This is a genomic window from Sorangium sp. So ce321 (assembly GCF_051530195.1).
GTDB lineage: Bacteria > Myxococcota_A > Polyangia > Polyangiales > Polyangiaceae > Sorangium.
This window is the reverse complement of sequence record NZ_CP150329.1, coordinates 9,885,119-9,904,651: the sequence shown is the minus strand read 5'-3', so window position 1 is coordinate 9,904,651 and position 19,533 is coordinate 9,885,119. Positions and strand designations below refer to the sequence as shown.

The 19,533-nt window shown below is 72.5% G+C and carries 15 protein-coding genes; 12 read left to right on the top strand and 3 right to left on the bottom strand.

What is annotated here, in order from left to right:
• Window positions 1-40: 40 nt before the first annotated feature.
• The 3 genes from WME89_RS36545 (at window position 41) to WME89_RS36535 (ending at window position 5,770) form a co-directional block, all read left to right on the top strand.
• Complete coding sequence (locus WME89_RS36545) at window positions 41-2,353, top strand: bifunctional metallophosphatase/5'-nucleotidase (protein ID WP_438004253.1); 2,313 nt, start codon at window positions 41-43, stop codon at window positions 2,351-2,353.
• A complete protein-coding gene (locus tag WME89_RS36540) occupies window positions 2,350-3,819 on the top strand; it encodes a hypothetical protein (protein ID WP_438004252.1) in 1,470 nt (489 codons plus the stop codon). Before WME89_RS36545 ends, WME89_RS36540 begins: the two co-directional genes overlap by 4 nt.
• 73 nt (window positions 3,820-3,892) lie before the next feature.
• Entirely contained in the window at window positions 3,893-5,770 is a 1,878-nt protein-coding gene (locus tag WME89_RS36535; RefSeq protein WP_438004251.1) for a hypothetical protein, read from the top strand.
• 157 nt (window positions 5,771-5,927) lie between these two features.
• Here WME89_RS36535 and WME89_RS36530 read toward each other — a convergent pair whose 3' ends face one another.
• Both WME89_RS36530 and WME89_RS36525 read right to left on the bottom strand, forming a co-directional pair.
• Window positions 5,928-6,734 (bottom strand): helix-turn-helix domain-containing protein, encoded by an 807-nt coding sequence (locus WME89_RS36530; protein ID WP_438004250.1) that lies wholly within the window; start codon window positions 6,732-6,734, stop codon window positions 5,928-5,930.
• Between the two features lie 496 nt (window positions 6,735-7,230).
• Window positions 7,231-8,919 (bottom strand): acyl-CoA dehydrogenase family protein, encoded by a 1,689-nt coding sequence (locus WME89_RS36525; protein WP_438004249.1) that lies wholly within the window; start codon window positions 8,917-8,919, stop codon window positions 7,231-7,233.
• Window positions 8,920-9,218: 299 nt separating this feature from the next.
• Here WME89_RS36525 and WME89_RS36520 point away from each other — a divergent pair, with 299 nt between their 5' ends.
• The 9 genes from WME89_RS36520 (at window position 9,219) to WME89_RS36480 (ending at window position 17,224) form a co-directional block, all read left to right on the top strand.
• Window positions 9,219-9,698: an RrF2 family transcriptional regulator gene (locus WME89_RS36520; protein ID WP_437619248.1), complete on the top strand. Its 480-nt coding sequence runs from the start codon at window positions 9,219-9,221 to the stop codon at window positions 9,696-9,698.
• Window positions 9,699-9,708: 10 nt separating this feature from the next.
• Entirely contained in the window at window positions 9,709-10,767 is a 1,059-nt protein-coding gene (cysK, locus tag WME89_RS36515; protein WP_438004248.1) for a cysteine synthase A, read from the top strand.
• On the top strand, window positions 10,764-11,705 hold the full coding sequence (locus tag WME89_RS36510; protein WP_438004247.1) for a HesA/MoeB/ThiF family protein: 942 nt from the start codon (window positions 10,764-10,766) through the stop codon (window positions 11,703-11,705). Before cysK ends, WME89_RS36510 begins: the two co-directional genes overlap by 4 nt.
• Window positions 11,698-11,976 carry a MoaD/ThiS family protein gene (locus tag WME89_RS36505; protein ID WP_437303463.1) on the top strand — a complete coding sequence of 93 codons (279 nt, stop codon included), beginning with the start codon at window positions 11,698-11,700 and terminating at the stop codon, window positions 11,974-11,976. Before WME89_RS36510 ends, WME89_RS36505 begins: the two co-directional genes overlap by 8 nt.
• A 1-nt stretch (window position 11,977) precedes the next feature.
• Window positions 11,978-12,313, top strand: coding sequence for a hypothetical protein (locus tag WME89_RS36500; RefSeq protein ID WP_438004246.1), 336 nt, complete (start codon window positions 11,978-11,980; stop codon window positions 12,311-12,313).
• Entirely contained in the window at window positions 12,310-13,260 is a 951-nt protein-coding gene (locus tag WME89_RS36495; RefSeq protein ID WP_438004245.1) for a PLP-dependent cysteine synthase family protein, read from the top strand. The genes WME89_RS36500 and WME89_RS36495 overlap by 4 nt, the downstream gene beginning before the upstream one ends.
• Window positions 13,254-13,814: a Mov34/MPN/PAD-1 family protein gene (locus WME89_RS36490; RefSeq protein ID WP_438004244.1), complete on the top strand. Its 561-nt coding sequence runs from the start codon at window positions 13,254-13,256 to the stop codon at window positions 13,812-13,814. The genes WME89_RS36495 and WME89_RS36490 overlap by 7 nt, the downstream gene beginning before the upstream one ends.
• 127 nt (window positions 13,815-13,941) lie before the next feature.
• Window positions 13,942-15,684 carry a sulfate adenylyltransferase gene (sat, locus tag WME89_RS36485; RefSeq protein WP_438004243.1) on the top strand — a complete coding sequence of 581 codons (1,743 nt, stop codon included), beginning with the start codon at window positions 13,942-13,944 and terminating at the stop codon, window positions 15,682-15,684.
• Window positions 15,685-15,748: 64 nt separating this feature from the next.
• Window positions 15,749-17,224: a hypothetical protein gene (locus WME89_RS36480; protein ID WP_438004242.1), complete on the top strand. Its 1,476-nt coding sequence runs from the start codon at window positions 15,749-15,751 to the stop codon at window positions 17,222-17,224.
• 166 nt (window positions 17,225-17,390) lie between these two features.
• On the opposite strand, the gene WME89_RS36475 is transcribed toward WME89_RS36480, so the two are convergent.
• On the bottom strand, window positions 17,391-19,364 hold the full coding sequence (locus WME89_RS36475; protein ID WP_438004241.1) for a serine/threonine protein kinase: 1,974 nt from the start codon (window positions 19,362-19,364) through the stop codon (window positions 17,391-17,393).
• Between the last annotated feature and the right edge of the window lie 169 nt (window positions 19,365-19,533).

Here is a 19,533-nt window from a genome sequence, read left to right as displayed (position 1 = left end):
TTGAGCTCGCGTTCAGGGCTTCCTAGCGTGACGTCGCTTCATGAAGTCCCGTAAAGCCATGGGCGCGGCGCCGGAGGCCACGACACTGCCCTCCGAGGCTCCCCTCTCTCCGGCGCGCGTCGCGACGAGCTCGCTGCGCTCGGCGCGCGTAACGCGCGAGACGCGCGAGACCCGTCCCGCGTCCCGCGTCTCGCGCGCGCTCCTGGCCGGCGCGGTCGCGCTCGGCCTGGGCGCGGCGGGCTGCGAGCAGGAGCCGCCCCCCACGCGGCTCGTGGGGCAGGCGCACCTGACGCTGCTCCACACGTCGGACATCCACTCGCGGCTCTTCCCGTACAACCTGCAGCTCGGCCAGGTCGACGCGGGGCTCGGCCTCGGCGAGGCGACCTCGATCGCGAACGTCGGCGGCGCCGCGCGCATGTCCCATATCATCGGCCGCGAGCGCGCGCGGTCGTCGCGCGTGCTGCACCTCGACGGCGGCGACTGCTTCCAGGGCGCGCCGATCTTCAACTTCTACTCGGGCGAGGCGGAGATCCGCACCCTCGGCGCCATGGGCGTCGACGCCATGATCGTCGCCAACCACGAGTTCGATCGCGGCGCGCTCAACCTCGGCATCCAGCTCCAGCAGCACGCCGGCTTCCCCATCCTCGCGGCGAACTACCAGCTCGAGGACCCAGCGCAGCCCGGCGCCTCGCCGCTCGGCGCGATCCTGCAGCCGTTCACGGTCTTCGACCTGGAGGGCCTCCGGGTCGGCGTCATCGGCATGGGCAACCTCTCCAGCCTGACGTCCATCTTCGAGGCGCCGAACCGGCTCGGCATCACGCCGCTGAACACGACCGAGGTCGCCCAGTTCTACGTCGACCTGCTCCGCCCCACGGTCGACGTCATCGTCTTCGTCACGCACCTCGGGCTCGACGTCGACGAGCAGATGATCGAGACGACCACGGGCATCGACGTCGTGCTCGGCGGGCACAACCACATCGTGCTCCAGCCGCCGAAGCGCGTGCGCGACTGCTCGCGGTACTTCGACGAGGAGAAGCAGAGCCACTACATCCTCCTGAACGACGAGCGCTCCCCCGAGCAAGGCGAGAAGCGCCGGCGCTACTGCAGCCCGCGCGACGTGGTCCTCGCGCACTCCGGCGCGTTCGCGAAGTTCGTCGGACGCCTCGACCTCGTGCTGTCGAAGGACCCCTCGGAGCTCGGCGCGGCCTACGACCCGCTGAACGGCTTCGAGGTGGTCTCGAACCGGTACGAGCTCTTCCCGGTGACCGAGGGCGTGCCGGCCGATCCGGTCGTCGCCTCGGTGCTCGAGCCGTACGGGCAGGGGCTCGACGCGCTCGCGAACCTCGATCTCCTCGTCGGCTACGCGCTCGACGGCTCGCGCCGCGTCTCGACGAGCGGCGGCGACTCGCCGCTCGGCAACCTGATCGCCGCGGCGATGTGGCTGCGCCTCGGCATCCAGACCGACTTCGCGCTCACGAACACGACGGGCATCCGCGCCGACCTCGTGCCCGGCCCGGTGACGGTCGAGCAGATGTTCAACATCTTCCCCTTCGACAACTCGATCTCGAAGATGCAGCTCTCCGGGCTGGAGGTGCAGGACCTCTTCGACTTCGTGGCGCGCCGCTCGAGCGGCCGCGGGTGCGTGTCGCAGGCGCAGATCGCGGGCGCGCGGGTCGTCATCGACTGCACCGCGCGCCCCTCCCCGGGCGCCGCGCCCGGCGTCGCGACCCACGTCTACATCGGCGCGCACGAGCCGAGGATCGCGTGCCCGAACGGCGACGCCGACTGCCCGGGCGGCGCGGTGGGCAGCTGCGACGTCGAGGCGAACCGGTGCTGGCAGCCGATTGACCCGATCGCGACCTACGAGCTCGCGACGTCGAACTACCTCGCGCAGGGCGGCAGCGGGTTCCGGGTGCTCCAGCGCAACACGACCCAGTTCGACACCCAGGTGCAGCAGCGCGACGCGCTCCTCGACTACATCCGCGCCGGCAGCCCGTGCGGCGCGGGCGAGGACGGCAAGCTCCCGACGTGCCGCGCGGACAGCGACTGCGAGGAGGCCCTCGGCGAGGACTACGTCTGCGCGTGCCCCGAGTCGGTCGTCGAGGGGCCGGTGTGCCGGACGGGCGACGCCCCGTGCTCGGCCGGGGCGTGCGTGCTCGCGCGCTGCCGCGACGACGTGGCCGCCTACCAGCGCGGCGTCTGCGCGGCGGCGCCGACGGCCGAGGTGCGGCGGCAGTGCGAGAGCGCGCTCTCGCCGTGCAGCGCCGCCGGCGAGCAGTGCAAGTACCTGGCGTGCGTCGACCGGCGGCTCGGCAACTTCTCCGACGGCCGCCTGCGGATGGTGGGCCAGTGAGGGCGCGGGCGCGGCGCTGGGCGGGGCTCGCGGCGCTCACGGCGACCGCGGCCACGGCGCTCGCCGGGTGCGGCAGCGAGGGCGAGCCCCTCCGCGGCGTCTCGAGCTTCTGGGTCAAGGTCGAGAAGGTGAACGGGGAGGCGCCGCCCTCCGCCGACGAGCCCCTGCCGGCGAACCGCGGCGACACGGTGGACACCTGGGACTTCCGGATCGAGGCGCGCGACCCGGCCGGCCGCCGGGCGCCCTTCGACGGCGTGGTCCGGCTCAGCGTCGAGCCCGGGGCCGTGATCGACGTCGAGGCCGCCGAGGAGGGCGTCGCCGTGGGGCGCAACATCCGCCTGCGCGGCGGGGTCGCGGTGGGCGCGGTCCACGTGACAGCGGTCTACGGCCCCACCCGGCTCTGGGCCGAGGACATCGGCTACCAGCCCGCGGACCGCGACGGGCGCGACCGTCCCGTGTGCTCGAACGGCGCCAACGACGACGCGCCCGGCGACGTGCTGATCGATTTCCCCGCCGACCCCGGGTGCGCCTTCGCCGACGACGACACCGAGGAGGGCGGCTCCTTCAGCGCCGGCGCCTCGAAGCCCGTCGCCTACGCCCTGCCGCGCGTCGCCGACGTCCAGGGAGGCGGCTCGGCGACGCCTTACGCGTTCGAGGGGATCCAGATCAACACCGCGGCCCCCCAGCAGGTCGTCGTCACACGCGTCGCGAGCGACGGCTTTTACGTCACCGACCTGGCGGGCCAGGACACCGGCTTCAATCACCTCTTCGCGTTCAACTTCAACACCCCTGCCAACATGCGAGTCTGCGATCGGCTCGAGTACCTCGCGGGCACCGTGAACGAGTTCTTTGGCTTCACCGAGCTCTCGTTCCCTTCCTACGAGATCGCGCCCTTCCAGGAGGGCACGGCGTGCCCGGTCCCGGAGCCCCGCGTGCTCGACGGGCGGACGATCGCCGACGCCACGGCCATGGAGCGGCTCGAGAGCGGGCTCGTGCGCGTCGAGGGGGTCCACATCAGCAAGAACTTCGGCCCGAAGCCCGCGCGGGACAACGTCTTCGCCCCGGACCAGTCGAACTGCGACCTGAGCGGCGACGGCCAGATCGACTTCGAGAGCCCGGCCGAGGGGAGCTGCGCGAACGCGTGCTCGCGCGACCCCGAGTGCAGCGAGTGGACGGGCTACTCCGCGCGCGGCAACTACAAGGTCACGGACGGATCGAGCATGATCCAGATCCAGACGGGCACGGTGAGCGACTTCGATCCGACCTCGCACCGGGGCCGGGAGCTCGACGCGGTGACTGGCACGCTCCGGAACTTCTCGGGCGGCTCGCTCAACTGGACGATCGAGGCCCGCTGTCCGGACGATCTCGTCTGCGATGCGCCCGGCTGCGCGCCCGCCGTGAAGAGCTCGAAGGAGGCCTGCGTGCGGATGCGCAGCCTCGACGACAACGATGCGGAGACCAACTAGCCCTCTCCTCCTCTTGCCGCGGCCGCGCTGCCCCGCCGCATCACCCAGGCCCCAAGGAAGTCCACCGCCCGCCATGCACCGAAGCGCGCTCCTCGCCCCCGCTGTCTCCGCGGCCCTCCTGCTCAACCTCGCGCCGGCGGCGCTCGCGCAGCCCCAGCCCGGCCCCGCCCAGCCCGTCCCGGCCCCGGCCGCACCCGCGCCCGCCCAGGCCGCGCCGGCGCCCGCCCCGGCCCAGGCGGCGCCGGCCCCGGAGCCCGCCGCGCCGGTCCAGCCGCCCGCCGCGGTGGCCCCCGAACCCGTCGCGCCGGGCCCGGAGCGCGCTGCGCCGCCGCCGCCGCCCACGCCGCCGGCGACGCTGCCCCTGGCGTCCACCGTGCCGCAGCTGCCAGGCCCGCCGCTGGAAGCGGCGCACGCGGCGGAGGATCCCGTCCGGGTGGGCGACGCCATGGACACGCGCCTCACCTGGACCCTCGGCGACGACGACCTGCTCAACGACACGGGCATTGCGCAGCCGCTCTCGGCGGATCTGAGCATCGGCGACCGGAAGCAATACAGGCTCTTCTTCGACAACCTGAACTCCCGCTTCAGCGGGCGCGAGAACCTGACGCACCTCGCGCTCTACAGGCGGATGCCGGGGTTCATCCGCGGGCTCGATACCGAGGCCTCGCTCGTCCTCCGCGTCGACATCGCGGCGCTGTCCAGGAACAACAACAACGTCAACCAGGCGTTCTACGACGCCGGCTCGTTCATCCGCGCCTTCTATCACACGGACGGCAGGGCCGACGGGAAGACCGGGGTGGGCGTCACGCTCTGGCCCCTCGACACCGATCGCTTCCGCCTCGGCTACCTCTACGACATCTCGTGGGGCGGCACGAACGCGTCGATCAACCAGTCCATCTTCCCGCGCATCATCGGCACCGCGCCCGGCGCGAAGGTCCAGTACGACACCGAGCGATTCAGCGTATATGCTGGGTTCAAGATCGCCAGCCTGACCCAGACGCAGCTGGTGCTCACCCCCGGAACGAGCGAGGTCGAGCGGGTCAGCATCGCGCAGACGAACTACGGCCTCCTCGTCGGCGGCGGCGCCGATCTCCACCCCTACGTGCACGCCGACCTCGGCGCGGGTTACTTCCAGCAGGGCACGTTCGACTGGCCCGACGTCGCGGGCGAGCCGGCCTACACGTACGGCGCCTCGGCCCGCGTCGTCGCCCACAAGAAGGGCGAGCCGATCCCGCAGTCGGTGGACTTCCTGCTCTACCGCAACGACCCGAACCTGCCGCAGATCATCTTCAAGCCCGAGACGTACACGCCGGGCAACACGACGTGGGCGGTGAGCCTCGAGGCGTCGAACCTCTTTCAGAACCTCAAGGACTTCGAGTCCGCGGGCGTGACCACCCGCCAGGCGGCCCGCGCCGGGGCCCTCCAGGCGGTCATCAAGTCAGGGTACGCGCGCGCGAGCCTCACCGGCATCTACCGCGATCTGCCCTTCGTGCTGCGCAACCAGCCGAGCTATATCCCGTTCCAGTCGATCCCTGACGTCCGCGGCGCCTCGACGGCCGACGAGCTGTTCTTCGCCTTGGCCGCCGACTACTACATCGCGTCGGCGCGGCTCACCCCCGGCCTCGGCGCGGGGCTCCAGCTCCCCGCCTCGTTCCGGACGACCTCCTTCGACGCCTTCAGCGCGCCGATCGCCCGCACGGTGGTCGTGCGCGAGCAGGGCAACCTGTCGATCCTCCCTTACAACACGTCCGCTGTCCCCATCGTCCAGGCCCGCGTGAGCCTCAAGTGGGATATCAGCAAGATCCTCTCCGCGGTCGCGTGGGCCCAGTACGTGCGCGACAACAACGGCACCTTCATGGAGCGCGACCCGTCGGAGGGCACGGTGGCGATGCGCACCTTCGTGAACCCGGACTTCTTCGGCCTCGGCACGAGCGTCCAGGCCCGCTTCTGACGCAGCGGCCGCCGCTGCGCCCCCGCGCCCCTGCAACCCGCGCCGCACGCCCCGGGCCGCCCCGCGCCGCCACGCCCCGCGCCGCCACGCCCCGCGCCGCCACGCCCCGCGCCGCCACGCCCCGCGCCGCCACGCCCTGCGCCGTGGCGCTGCGCGCTCATCGCGGCTGGAACGCCTTGAACGCCGACACGGCCCGCTGCGTCGTGCTCACCGTCTCGACGATGCGGAAGCCGCCCCGCAGGTAGAAGCCCTCGAAGTGCAGGACGCTCTCCCCCTCGGCGGGCTCGATCTCCCAGTAGCGCGAGAGGTCCTTCGACGTGCCGAGGACGGCGATCCGCCGCCACCCGGGCGGGATCATGCCAGTCCACTCCGGCCCGCGCTTCTCCGTCAGCTCGAAGTCGTCGCGGCTGTGCTTCACCCGGAAGCTCGCGTCCGGGCCCGAGCCGATGCGCGCGTCGAGCATGCCCCCGGGCGGCCCCTTGGCCTCCTGATCCTGCCGCCGCGGCCCGCGCTTGCTCACGCGGTAGCTCGCGACCGAGTGCGGATCGAGGTAGTAGGTGCCCCCCTCCTTGCTCGCGCGCAGCCGCCCCGCGTAGATCGCCTGGCGCACGGCGCTCTCCGAGATGCCGAGCTGCTGCGCGGCCTCCGGCACCGTCACCGTGTAGCGCGCCCGCGGCGTGGCCGGCGCGGCGTCGGGCGGCAGCCGCTTGCGCGCCACGCAGTCGAGCATCACGTGGAACGCCGGGTCGCGGTACACGTCGGCGGTCGCGACGCTCCGGCCTGCGACCGAGGTCCTGTCCAGCAGCGGGTTCTCCGGGCCGAGGACGAGGTCCGTCAGCTCGGCCTCGGACACGGACGGATCCCTGGCCGCGGTCAGCACCCGGCACAGGAACGTCCCGAGCTCGCCGGTCGGCGTCGCGAACTCGACCGTCTCGCCGGACAGCAGCGTGTATTGCGTCTTCATCTCGCCCCTTCGAAGCTCGTCTCGTGCGCTCTCCCGCGCCGCGCGCCGCACGCGTGCCCGGGGCCACGCGTGCCCGATCCGTCCAGAAGGCGGACGAAGTCCCTGGATGGCGCCGCTCCCGGCGCCCGCAGGCGGATCTCACCCCATCGGGGTCGCCGCGCCGGCGGAGCCCGCCTCATGGACAGGACCGCCCGCGCGTCGCCCCTCGGGCACGCGTTCAGCGCCGCAGCTACGTATTACTGTATGCCCGTTCAGTCAGTTTCCGTCTAGTGCCTTCGCGCCCGGGTAGGACAAAACCCGTCCCGCGCTGCGGCGGTTCCGCCGTCCGCAACTATCTGAAACGACTCGTTTATTCTGTGCGCTTAGAACGCTGGAAACCCGCGGAAAAATCGTCGACCCCCGCGAAGCGGGACGATCCGGGGCGCCGGAGCCGGCGCGGTGCCCGGGCTCGCCGGAGGCGACGAGGCGCTGTTCAGTGCCCGGGGGCGTCGTCCGTTCAGGGGGTGGGCTTCTGCCGCGTCTCGGCGAGGGCCTGGATCGTGTCGGGGTCGTGGTCGCGGATGAGATCCACGCCGTTGCGCGCGAACTGGACCGCCGCGGCCAGCGCGGTCCGGCTGCGCTCGCGGTCGATGGCCCACGCCGCGTGCCGCACGAGCAGCGCGAGCTGCAGCGCCCGGCCCAGCGTGATCGCCACCCTCCGGGCGCCCGCCTCGAGGCCGTCGCGGTCGGTGGCGGACATCTCCTTGATCCACGCGCGCGCGTGGGACACGGCGCGCGACGCGGCGGTCTCCGCCTCGGCGAGCTTCGGCTCGACCACGCCGGTGAGGAGGCGCGCCACCTCGGCCGCGAGGATGTCGAGCGAGCTGTCCTTCATGATCACCCGCAGCGCGTCGAGGGAGAGCACGTTCGTCGTGCCCTCCCAGATCGTGAGGACCTGCGCGTCCCGGAGCAGCCGCGGCAGCCCCGTGTCCTCCACGTAGCCGGCCCCGCCGAACGCCTCGAGCACCTCGCTCAGCACCGACACCGCCTGCTTGGCGGTCGTGAGCTTCGTGATCGGGATGATCAGCCGCAGGAGCTTCGCCTCCGACTCGGTGAGCGACCCCGTCTCCTCGCGCCCGAGCAGCTCGATCGCGCGGAAGGTCAGGTGGAAGGCGCCCTCGAACTCGGCCTGGAGCTCGGCGAGCGTGTCCATGTGCAGCGGCTTCTCCGCGAGCGGCGTGCCGAACTGGACCCGGCGCTGGGCGTAGGAGCGCGCCAGCGCGAGCCCCCGGCGCATCCCCGCGATCGCGCTGACGGCGTTCCAGGTGCGGGTGACGTTGAGCATCGGCGCGATCGACCGAACGCCGTTCGACAGGCCCGCGACCGGCGTCGCCAGGGCGCCCTCGAGCGCGATCTCGGCGGTCGGGACCTTGCGGGTGCCGAGCTTGTCCTTCAGCCGGTTGAGCAGGATGCCCTCGCGGCGCCCTTCGTCGTCGGCGAGCTCGAGGTAGAACAGCGCGAGCCCGCGGCTGCCCTCCGGGTTGCCCTCGGGGCGCGCGAGCGCGAGCGCCATCTCGGACGTGGCCGACGAGGCGAACCACTTCGTCCCGTAGAGCCGGTAGGCCCCGTCCGGCCCCGGCCGCGCCACCGTCTCGCTCCGCCCCACGTCCGAGCCGCCGGCGCGCTCCGTCATCCACTGGCCCGACGTCCAGGCGGCGGCGGGGTCGCGGCTCGTCAGCCGGGGCACCGCGCGGTCGATGAGCGCGTGGTTGCCGCTCACGAGGAGCGTCCGGGCGGCGCCGTCGGTCATCGCGAGCGGGCAGGTGTACACGTCGCTCGACGCGTCGAAGAGGTACGCCAGCGCGAACTGGTGGACGCGCGAGAAGGCGCCGTGCGCCCGCTCGTACGCCGCGGCGACCACCCCGTGCTCGCAGGCGATCCGCGCCGCCTCCTTCCAGAGCTGCGTCACCTCGACGTGGTCGACGCGCTGGCCCCAGGCGTCCCACGACGTGAGCTTCGGCTCGTTGGGGCGGTCCGCGATCTGCAAGCGGTAGAGGTGGCCGCCGGCGAGCTCGCCCATCTCCCGCAGCGAGGGCGTGATCGACGCGGCCACCTCGCGCGGCAGCGCGCGCGAGAGATAGGACCGCAGCACGCGATCGTCGTCGTACTGGTTCCCGAGCGTGGGGGGGTCTTGATAGAAAGCCACCGGCCGACTCCTAGGTTGTGCGCCGCAGCCCGAACGGTGCGACGCGGACGCGTCGATCCGCGCGCCGCGCGCGCCCGCATGGGGGCGCGCGCGGCGACTCGCTGCCTCGATAAACTCGAAGCTACTGAACCCGTCCCATCCGGTTCAACAGGAAGCCGAAGCTGCGTCGCGGCGACGCAGCGATCGGTGAACCTCTGCTGTCAATTTCAGCGCGATGGCCGGCTTCTGTGCGCTATACGGGTGCCTTGTCGCACGAAAAGAAGCGCAAGTCGCTCTATGTGCGGTTCTTGACTTCTCCGATGCACCAATGCATATGGCTGGCGGTGAAGCTCTCGAACAAGGGTCGCTACGGTGTGCGCGCATTGTTCGATATCGCCTTCCACAACGACGGGCGGCCGACCCAGATCCGGGAGATCTCGGAGCGGGAGGTCATCCCGGCGCGCTTCCTCGAGCAGATCTTCCAGGATCTGAAGAAGGCCGGGCTCATCAGCTCGAAGCGGGGGCCGCGCGGCGGCTACCACCTCGCGCGGCCCGCGAGCGAGATCAGCCTGGGGGACATCGTCCGCGCCCTCGAGGGGCCGGTCGCGGTGATCGCGCCCGATGACGACGGCAATCCGGAGAGCTCGCCGCTCGACCCGCCCACGGCCGTGTTCCACGATCTCGCGAGCGCGATCGAGCGCTGTTTCGACTCGGTGTCCATCGCCGACGTCTGCGAGCGCGGCGTCGAGCTCGGCGTGCGCCGCAAGGGGCGGCCGGAGCGATCGACCTACGTGATCTGAGCCGATGACCATGAGAAGCCCCGACCGAGCCGCCCCGTCCCCCGGCGTCCCCCGCGCAACCGCGGGGGACGCGGTCCAGCTGCCGCCGCTGCCGTCTCACCCGCGCGTCGTCGACAGCGTGCTCGACCTCGTGGGCGACACGCCGCTCTTCGAGATCCGGCGCGTCGACGCGGCGACGCCCCGGGGGCGCGTGTTCGGCAAGGCCGAGCAGCACAACCCGGGCGGCTCGCTGAAGGACCGGATCTGCCTCGCGATGGTCGAGGGCGCCGAGGAGCGCGGGCTGCTCGGCGCGGGCGCGGGCGGCGTCGTCATCGAGCCGACGTCGGGGAACACGGGGATCGGGCTCGCGATCGTGTGCGCGGCCAAGGGGTACCGGTGCATCCTGACGATGCCGGCGAGCATGAGCCTCGAGCGGCGCCAGCTCCTCGAGGCCTACGGCGCGGAGGTCGTGCTGACCGAGCCCGAGCTGCAGATGGAGGGCGCGATCGACAAGGCCCGCGAGCTCGCGGCCGAGATCCCGGGCGCGCTCATCCTCAGCCAGTTCGACAACCCCGACAACCCGCGGGTCCACGCGGAGACGACGGCGCGGGAGATCCTGCACGCGATGGCCGGCCTCGACGCGACCGAGCGGCCCGGCCCCCGGCAGTCGCTGGCGATCGACGCGTTCGTCGCCGGCGTGGGGACGGGCGGCTCGGTGAGCGGCGTCGGGCGCGTGCTCAAGCGGCTGCGCGCCGCGACGCGCGTCATCGCGGTCGAGCCCGAGTCGTGCGCGACGATCTCGCGCGGCGAGCGCGGGCCGACGAAGATCCAGGGGCTCGCGGCCGGGTTCGTCCCCGACAACTACGATCGGCGCGTGGTCGACGAGGTGCGCACGGTCAGCGATCGCGACGCGTACGAGACGAAGGTGGCGCTCGCCCGGCAAGAGGGGCTGCTCGTCGGCATCAGCGCGGGCGCCGCGGTGCGGGTGGCGCTCGACGTCGCCCGCGAGCTCGGCCCGGACGCGAACGTGGTGACCGTCCTCTGCGACACGGGCGAGCGGTACTTCAGCCTCGACGAGTACTTCCGATGAGCGGCGGCGACGGCGAGACGGTCCGCGGGTGCGTGCTCCTCGTCGGCGCAGGGGGGATCGGCGGGCCCGCCGCGCTCGCGCTGGCCGCGGGGGGCGTGCGCGAGCTCCGGGTCGCCGACGACGACGAGGTCGAGCTCACCAACCTGCACCGGCAGATCCTGTTCGACGACGACGACGTCGGCCGCCCGAAGCTCGACGCCTTCGCCGAGGCGCTGCGCCGCCGCTTCCCGCGGCTCCGCGTCGATCGCCGGTTCGGCCGGTTCACGCCGAGCGCGGCGGCGGCCCTGATGCCGGGCGTCTCGGTCGTCGTCGACGCGACCGACAACTTCGCGTCGCGGTTCCTGATCGCCGACGTGTGCCGCCTGACCAGGACGCCGGTCGTGCACGCGGCGGCGGTGCGCTGGCGCGCGACGGTGATGGCGGTCGCGGCGGGCGGGGGGCCCTGCTACCGCTGCCTGTTCGAGGACCTGCCGACCGGCGATGCGCCGGACTGCGCGACGGCCGGGGTGGCGGGCCCTGTGTGCGGCGTGGCGGGCGCGATCGCGGCGGACCGGGCGCTCGCGATCCTGAAGGGCGACACGTCGATCTTCGGCCGGATCGCGACCTACGACGGCCTCATGGACAGGCTGCGGAGCGTGCCCGTCGCCGCGCGGTCCGCCTGCGCCCTGTGCGGCGATCGCGCCGCGATCTCGACCATCGACGCATCCCGTTACGTGAACTCGTGTGCTGCGCAAGGGGACAGCGAGAGCGGCTCCCCGACCCACGTCGAAGGGGACAGCGAGAGCGGCTCCCCGACCCACGTCGAAGGGGACCGCGAGAGCGGCTCCCCGACCCACGTCGAAGGGGACAGCGAGAGCGGCTCCCCGACCCACGTTGAACGGAGCCGCGAGAGCGGCTCCCCGATCCATCTCAACACTGGAGAGCAAGACCATGGCTGACACCGCGACCGTCCGCATCCCGACCCCGCTCCGCACCCTCACCGGCGGACAGGACGAGGTCAAAGCCGCCGGCGGCACCGTCGGCGAGCTCATCGAGAACCTCGAGAAGAGCTACCCGGGCATCCGCGACCGACTCCTCGACGACAAGGGGGTGCGGCGCTTCGTGAACATCTTCGTCGGCGACGAGGACATCCGCTTCCTCGACGGGCTGAAGACGCCGGTGAAGGGCGGCGACCAGGTCGCGATCGTGCCCGCGATCGCCGGGGGCTGAGGTGGACGACCCGCGCTATCTCCGCCAGGTGCTGCTCGCGGAGATCGGTCCAGAGGGGCAGGCGAGGCTCGGGGCGGCGACGGCGCGCGTGCTCGGCGACGGCGGCGGCGCCCCGCCGCTCGCGCACGAGGTGGCGGAGCGCTACGCGCGCGGCGCCGGCTTCGGCGCGCTCGCGGCGGGCGCGATCGACCTCGCCGCGCTCGCGCCCGCCGACCTCGTGACCTCGCCGCCCGCGCGGGCGGTGCTCGCCGGCGCGCGGGCGGCGCTCGCCGAGATGCGCGCCGCGCTCGGCCTGGGCAGCGCGCGGCCGGGGCGCGCGGGGGAGGGCGGCCCGTGAGGCACGCGCTCGTCCGCTCCCGCCGGATGGCGTCGGTCGTCGACGCCGTGGGCGACACGCCGCTCGTGCGCCTCTCGCGCATCGGCCGCGAGACGCCGTCGGTCGAGGTCTACGCCAAGCTCGAGTTCACGAACCCCGGCGGCTCCGTGAAGGACCGCGCCGCGCTGCGGATGATGAGCCGCGCGGCCGCGGACGGCCGCCTGACGAGCCAGAAGACGCTCATCGACTCGACGAGCGGCAACACCGGCGTCGCCTACTCCCTCTTCGGGGCGGCGATGGGCTTCAAGGTGGCGCTCGTCATGCCGTCGAACGTGTCCAAGGCGCGCAAGGACATCGCGCGCGCGTTCGGCACGGAGCTCATCTTCAGCGACCCGATGGAGGGCTCCGACGGCGCGATCCGCCTCGTGCGCGAGCTGGTCCAGAAGGACCCGGAGAAGTACTTCTACCCGGACCAGTACTCGAACGAGGACAACCCGCTCGCCCACTACCACGGCACGGCGCGGGAGATCCTCGACGCTGTCGGCGACAGGATCACGCACTTCGTGGCCGGGGTCGGCACGAGCGGCACCATCGTCGGGACGAGCCGGCGGCTCCGGGAGCACCACCGGCCGATCCGCTGCGTCGCGGTGGAGCCCGAGGACGCGCTCCACGGGCTGGAGGGGCTCAAGCACCTCCCGAGCTCGCTCGTCCCCGCCATCCACGACGCGGCCGCGTACCACGAGACGATGCGGATCGGGACGGAGCAGGGCTGGGACATGTCCGATCGCCTCGCGCGCGAGGAGGCGCTGCACGTGGGGCACTCGGGCGGCGCGGCCGTCTTCGCGGCCTTCGAGATAGCGAAGCGCCTGCACAGCGAACAGCAGGGCGGGTGCGTCGTGGCGATTGTCCCGGACCGGGGCGACCGCTATTTTGCGCCCATGAAATGGGAGAAACGTTACATATGGTGATGTCTTCCCACCCGTGGACCGCCGGCGGGGTCGTCCTCAAGGCGAGCGTGCTCGCGGCGGTCGAGGCCGAGGCGCTCGCCGGCTACGCGCGCGACGAGGAGGCCTGCGGCTACCTGAAGGGGCCGGCGGGCGAGCCGCTGCTCTGCGACGAGCACGTCCGGATGGAGAACATCGCGAACAAGCTCCACGCGGTCGACCCGGAGCGGTATTTCCGGACGGCGCGGACCTTCTTCGACTTCAACGGCAAGCGCTTCTCCGATGCCGTCGAGAAGGGCGCCTCCGAGGGGCGCCCGGTGAAGGTGCTTTACCACTCCCACCTCGACGCGGGCGCTTACTTCAGCCCGACCGACGCCGCCATGATGAGCGGCGGCGAGCCGCCGGCCGACGAAGGGGGCCAGATCGTGATGGGGCCCGGGCCGGCGTTCCCGCTCGCGTTCCTCGTCACGAGCGTGCGCGGCGGCTCCGGCGAGGGGGCGCCCCGCATCGCCGAGCACCGCCTCTTCGTGTGGGACGGCGCCGCGTTCGTCGCGTCGACGTTCGACGTCGTCGATTGATCTCATCGCGTCGAGGCCCGCGTCTTTCGCCCTCGCGCTGCCCGCATCTGCTTGCAGGGGTTCCGCACCCGAGGCCCAGAGAGGCCAGATTCGTAGTCGTCACTTGATCATCGAAGGAGTTGCCTAAATGTCAGGTTTTGTTGTCTGGTTCACCGGTTTGAGCGGCGCAGGCAAGAGCACGCTCGCGGCGATGCTCTCGGCCGAGCTCCGCGCCCGCTCCGTCCACGTGGAGGTGCTCGACGGCGACGAGGTGCGCACGAACCTCTCGAAGGGCCTCGGGTTCTCCAAGGAGGACCGCGATACGAACATCCGGCGGATCGGATACGTGGCGAAGCTCATCGCCCGGTCGGGCGCTTGCGCGATGACCGCAGCCATCAGCCCTTACAAGGCGATCCGTGACGAGCAGCGGGCCCAGACGCCCCGCTTCGTCGAGGTGTACTGCTCCTGCACGATCCCGGTGCTCACCGAGCGCGACGCGAAGGGGCTCTACAAGAAGGCGCTCGCGGGCGAGATCAAGAACTTCACGGGCATCGACGACCCGTACGAGGCGCCCGAGAGCGCCGAGGTGGTCGTCCACACCGACAAGGAGACCAAGGAGGAGAGCCTCGCGAAGATCCTCGCGAAGATCGAGGAGCTCGGGTACATCCCGCGCCGCGGCGCCGCTGTCGCGGTGTCCGGCGCCGCCGCCGCGGGGGCGGCCGCGGCCGGCCGCGGGCTCATCGCGCCGCACGGCGGCGAGCTCGTGAACCGGTGGGTCGAGGGCTCGGAGAAGGCGTCGCTCGCGGAGCGGGCGAAGGGGCTGCCGGTCATCGAGCTCGACGAGCGCACGGAGAGCGACGTCGAGATGATCGCGGTCGGCGCGTTCTCGCCGCTGCGCGGCTTCATGAACTCGAAGGATTACCTGCGCGTCGTGCGGGAGATGCGGCTCGAGAACGGCCTGCCGTGGTCGATGCCGATCACGCTCGCCGTCTCGGAGCAGGCGGCGGAGGGGCTCCGCGTGGGCGCCGAGGCGGCGCTCCGCACGCGCGACGGCCGCATCGTCGCGGTCATCGAGGTGAGCGACAAGTGGCGGCCGAACAAGGAGATCGAGGCGCAGGAGGTCTTCCGGACGACCGAGACGAAGCACCCGGGCGTCGCGTACCTGATGAGCACGGGGCCCGTGTACGTCGGCGGCGAGATCCGCGTGCTCGAGCGGCCGGTCGAGTCGCCGTACCCGGCGTACCACCGGGATCCGGCGGTGACGCGGGCGTACTTCGCCGAGAAGGGGTGGCGCCGCATCGTCGGCTTCCAGACGCGCAACCCGATCCACCGGGCGCACGAGTACATCACCAAGACGGCGCTGGAGATCTGCGACGGGCTGATGATCCACCCGCTCGTCGGCGCGACCAAGTCGGACGACATCCCGGCGGACGTCCGGATGCGCTGTTACGAGGAGCTCATCGCGAAGTACTATGTGAAGGACCGCGTGCTCCTCTCGATCTACCCGGCGGCGATGCGCTACGCGGGCCCGCGCGAGGCGATCTTCCACGCGCTCGCGCGCAAGAACTACGGCTGCTCGCACTTCATCGTGGGGCGTGACCACGCCGGCGTCGGCAGCTACTACGGCACGTACGACGCGCAGGAGATCTTCAATGTCTTCAGCCCCGGCGAGCTCGGCATCACCACGCTCAACTTCGAGAACGCGTTCTACTCGACCGTCGTCGGAGCGATGGCGACGGCGAAGACGGCGCCGGGCGACGCGTCGACGCAGGTCAACCTGTCCGGGACGAAGGTGCGCGAGCTGCTCCAGAAGGGCGAGCTTCCGCCGCCGGAGTTCTCCCGCCCGGAGGTCGCGCGCATCCTCATCGAGGCGATGCGCAGCTCGTCGTAGCCCTTCCGTCCTGATCGCAGCGGCGCGCGGGGCCGTCGAGCGGGGCCGCCGTGCGGCCTCAGGCATGGCGCGCCCCGCGCGTACCGTGCGCGCCGCGGCCCTCACGCTGCTGGCCGCGCTCGCCGGGCTCTCCGCGGGGGAGCCGGCGCGCGCGGACCTCAGCGACGACGCCGCGCGCGTCGCGCGGATGTGGTCGCTCTCCGGCGCGCGCGTCGCGCGCCTGCCCCCTCTCTTCATCGAGCACGGCCGCACCAGGCTGGTCGCGATCACCCCGCTGCCCGTCGGCACATCCGGCGCGGCCGGCACATCCGGCGCTGCCGGCGCATCCGGCGGCGTTGCCGGCACATCCGGCGCGGCCGGCATACCCGGCGCGGCCGGCATACCCGGCGCGGCCGGCACACCCGGCGCGGCCGGCACATCCGGCGCGGCCGGCGCGAAGGCGGACGAGTGCCTCACGGCCGCGTTCCTCGCGCCTCGCATCGTGGAGTTCACGCTGGAGACGTCGCCCCTCGCGGGCGACGTCTCCGCCCTCGAGGGCCTCGTCGAGCGGCTGCGCGGCCGGGACCCCGACGAGGAGCGCCGCGTCCACAGCGTCGGCGGGGCCGCGGTGATCACGCGGTGCGGGCCCGCGCGCGAGGAGCTTGGCCGCGTCGCGGTCGAGGTGCTCTCGCCGCGCGGCGCCTTCGACGTTGTCGTCGCGGCGTCGAGCGGGCCGCCCGAGCGCATCGAGGCGATCCTGCCGGAGCGCGCGTTCGGGCCCGTGGCGCCGCGCGGCGACCCGGGGCGGCCGGCCGAGCCCGGTCCGCTCGACGCCCGGGTCGCGCGGGCAGCGCGCCGCGCGCGCGCGGAAGGGGCGCTCCGCGTCGTGCCGACGGACATGAGCGCCTCGGTGGTCGGGACGGGGCAGTTCTCGGTCAAGCTCGCCGAGGGGTGTCACCGGATCGATCTGATGGCCGAGGTGCCGAGCGCCACGGTGCGCCGCGCGACCGACCTCGACGCCGAGGCGCGCGAGGCGGGCACGGGGAGGCTGCTCGACCGCGACAGGTCCGACGCGCCCGACGGGCGGCTCGACTTCTGCCTGGGCGAGCCGGGCGTCGTGGAGGTGCCGTTCCTCGGGGCCTCGGGGCCGGTGAAGGTCGTGCTGTCCGACGCGCAGTGGCCGCTCCCCCCGTTCGTGCCGGGGCACTTCGGCGCGCGCGCCCGGGGCAACCTGGCCGCGGCGCTGCACCGCCGCCACGCGCCCGCCCCCCGCGCGCAGCCGATCGCCGAGGCGGTCGGCGCGCAGGGCGACACGCTGGTCCCGGTCCAGGTCGAGCCGGGCCGCTGCTACTTCGCCGCCGCGGGGCTGGTCCGGGGCGAGCTGCGCGGGCTGCGGCTCTCCGTCGAGCTGGGCGACCACGCCGGCCGCGACGACGCCGGCGAGAGCAGCGAGGGCGCCGGCGTGGCCTTCTGCTCCGAGCTCGAGGAGAGCGCCGCCCTCCGCGTGGGCGCGCGCGGCAACTCGCCGGTCTGGGTGCTCGCGGTCTGGCCGATGGACTGACGTCAGCGCGGAGAAGCCAGAGATGTGAACCACAGAGGCACAGAGGCGAGAGAAGAAGGAGCGGAAATTCTCTCTCTTCTCTCGCCTCTCTTCTCTCACCTCTGTGCCTCTGTGCCTCTGTGGTTGATTCTTCTTTGTCTGGCCGAAGCTCGCCCGGCGCGCGCTCTCACGTCGCCTCGCGCCGCCCTCTCGGGCGGCGCTCGGGGACCGGCTCCGACCTGGGTCCGGCCACGGCGCCCGACTGGGCCCGCTCCGGCAGGAGCTGGCGGAGCTGCCAGGCCTGCAGGCACGCGCGCCGCTCCGCGTCCCGCAGCGCGTGCTGGTGCTGGCCCATCATGAACGCCGGCACGACCAGCATGAACAGCGTCGTCAGCGTCAGCGCCGTCATCGTCGGGATCCTCGAGTGCTCGACGGCCTGGGGCAGGATGATCATCGCCCCGTCCGTGAACTCGTACGAGGGGGGCAGGATGCCCGAGTACTCGATCCACGCGGCGGCCAGCACCGCGGCGCAGCCGGTCACGACGACGGCGACGCGGTACGCCGTCCGGTACGTGAACGAGTTGCCGTACGTGAAGATGACGAGGAGCATCGGCATGAAGAGCAGCGGCCCGAAGCCGCGCCCGATGCACAGGAAGCTCAGCACGTTGAAGACGAACCCGGCGTAGGCGTACCACTCCGCCGCCGGGCGGTGGACGACGCGCGCGGCGACGCACTTCATCAGCGCCGCCAGGGCGGTGAAGACCAGGATGCAGGCGAAGACCTGCCACTCGCGGATGCCCAGCCACACCGCGGCGACGAGCGTCGCGATCGCCGTCGCGAGCAGCTCGGCGCGGATGCCCGCGTGCAGCTGCAGCCGGTGCCGCGCCGCGGCGGCCTCGTCCAGCTCGGCGAGCACCTCCTGCGGCATCTCGCGCGGCGGCTCGGTCAGGATGCGCCGGAGCGTCTCCAGGGCGCGCTCGTTCGACGGGTCGAGGGCGAGCGCCTGGCCGACCTCGCTGAGCAGCGTCTTGCGGGCGCTCTCGGCCTCCTTCCCGCCGTCGAGCGCCTTCGCGATCTTCTCCTCGGCCATGCCCGCGTGCCGCGCGGCGAGGCCGCGGCGCAGCTCGACGTCCTTGTCGCCGTCGAGGAAGCGCTCGACCGCCTCGTAGAGCGCGCGCGCCGTCGGGAAGCGCTCGGTCGGCTCGCGCCGCGTCGCCTTCACGCAGATGGCGTCGAGCTCCGGGGGTACCTCCCGCTCGGGCGCGCGCACCGACGCCCGGGCGTCGGCGCCGTGGATGAGCGAGTCGAGCATCTCGTTGCGGTCCTTCTTCGGGTGCAACGGCTTCAGCGTCAGGAGCTCGAAGAGGATGGCCCCGAGCGAGTAGACGTCGCTGCGCGCGTCGAGCGTGTCGACGCACCCCTGCGCCTGCTCCGGCGACATGTAGCCGAGGGTCCCGAGCACGTCGCCCGGGATGGTCCTCGTGCTCATCGGATCTTCCCCCATGTCGATGGTCTGGAGCGGCGTGTCGATGAGCTTGGCGACGCCCCAGTCGAGCAGGTACACCTCGCCGAAGTCGCCGAGCATGATGTTGGCGGGCTTGAGGTCGCGGTGGAGCACGCCGCGGGAGTGCGCGAAGTCCACGGCGATGCAGACGGACGAGAACGCGGTGAGCAGCTTGCGGCGCGAGAAGCTCTGGAGCGCGGCCGCGTCGCCCTCGCGCAGCTCGTTCAGGATCCTCGCCAGCGTGAGGCCGCGGAGGCGCTTCATCGTGAAGTAGGCCGAGCCCTTGGCGTCCACGCCGAGGTCGTAGACGGGCACGATGGAGGGGTGCTCGAGCTGGCCCTGCACCCGGGCCTCGCGGAGGAACCGGTGGTGGAGCGTCGTGTCGCCCTGGTGCTCCGCGCGGATGACCTTCATGGCCACGTCGCGGCCGATGCGGCGGTCCCTGCAGAAGTGGACCTCCCCCATCCCGCCGACGCCGAGCAGCGAGCGCACCTCGTAGCGAGGCCCGTCGCTGGCGATGTCGGACAGCTCCGCCCGGGCGCGGCCGGGGTTCACCGGCGTGGGGCTCTGGCCGAGCGAATCTCCGCCTTTTCCGCGAGATTTTCGCATCTCGGGGAGCTGCTCGAGCGTCTCGAAATCGTCGTCGAACAGAGCCATGGCCTTCGGGAAGCCAGGCTCAGTCGCGCCGTGCCAGCAAAACCCCACACCGGCAGGGCTCCGCCTGCGACCCCCGGACCTCGCTACTGACGGTCACGAGCTGCGCTGCGGATAGCTGGGCTTCCTTGAGGGAAGGATCTCGTATCGGGTGGTGATGTCAACGGGGTGC

Bases quoted from the DNA above. Each gene is read 5' to 3' on its own strand.
- WME89_RS36490 (WP_438004244.1), top strand. From the start codon at position 13,254: ATGGTGATGTCTTCCCACCCGTGGACCGCCGGCGGGGTCGTCCTCAAG.
- WME89_RS36530 (WP_438004250.1), bottom strand. From the start codon at position 6,734: ATGAAGACGCAATACACGCTGCTGTCCGGCGAGACGGTCGAGTTCGCG.
- WME89_RS36480 (WP_438004242.1), top strand. From the start codon at position 15,749: ATGGCGCGCCCCGCGCGTACCGTGCGCGCCGCGGCCCTCACGCTGCTG.
- cysK (WP_438004248.1), top strand. From the start codon at position 9,709: ATGAGAAGCCCCGACCGAGCCGCCCCGTCCCCCGGCGTCCCCCGCGCA.
- WME89_RS36505 (WP_437303463.1), top strand. From the start codon at position 11,698: ATGGCTGACACCGCGACCGTCCGCATCCCGACCCCGCTCCGCACCCTC.
- WME89_RS36510 (WP_438004247.1), top strand. From the start codon at position 10,764: ATGAGCGGCGGCGACGGCGAGACGGTCCGCGGGTGCGTGCTCCTCGTC.
- WME89_RS36475 (WP_438004241.1), bottom strand. From the start codon at position 19,364: ATGGCTCTGTTCGACGACGATTTCGAGACGCTCGAGCAGCTCCCCGAG.
- sat (WP_438004243.1), top strand. From the start codon at position 13,942: ATGTCAGGTTTTGTTGTCTGGTTCACCGGTTTGAGCGGCGCAGGCAAG.
- WME89_RS36545 (WP_438004253.1), top strand. From the start codon at position 41: ATGAAGTCCCGTAAAGCCATGGGCGCGGCGCCGGAGGCCACGACACTG.
- WME89_RS36535 (WP_438004251.1), top strand. From the start codon at position 3,893: ATGCACCGAAGCGCGCTCCTCGCCCCCGCTGTCTCCGCGGCCCTCCTG.
- WME89_RS36520 (WP_437619248.1), top strand. From the start codon at position 9,219: ATGCACCAATGCATATGGCTGGCGGTGAAGCTCTCGAACAAGGGTCGC.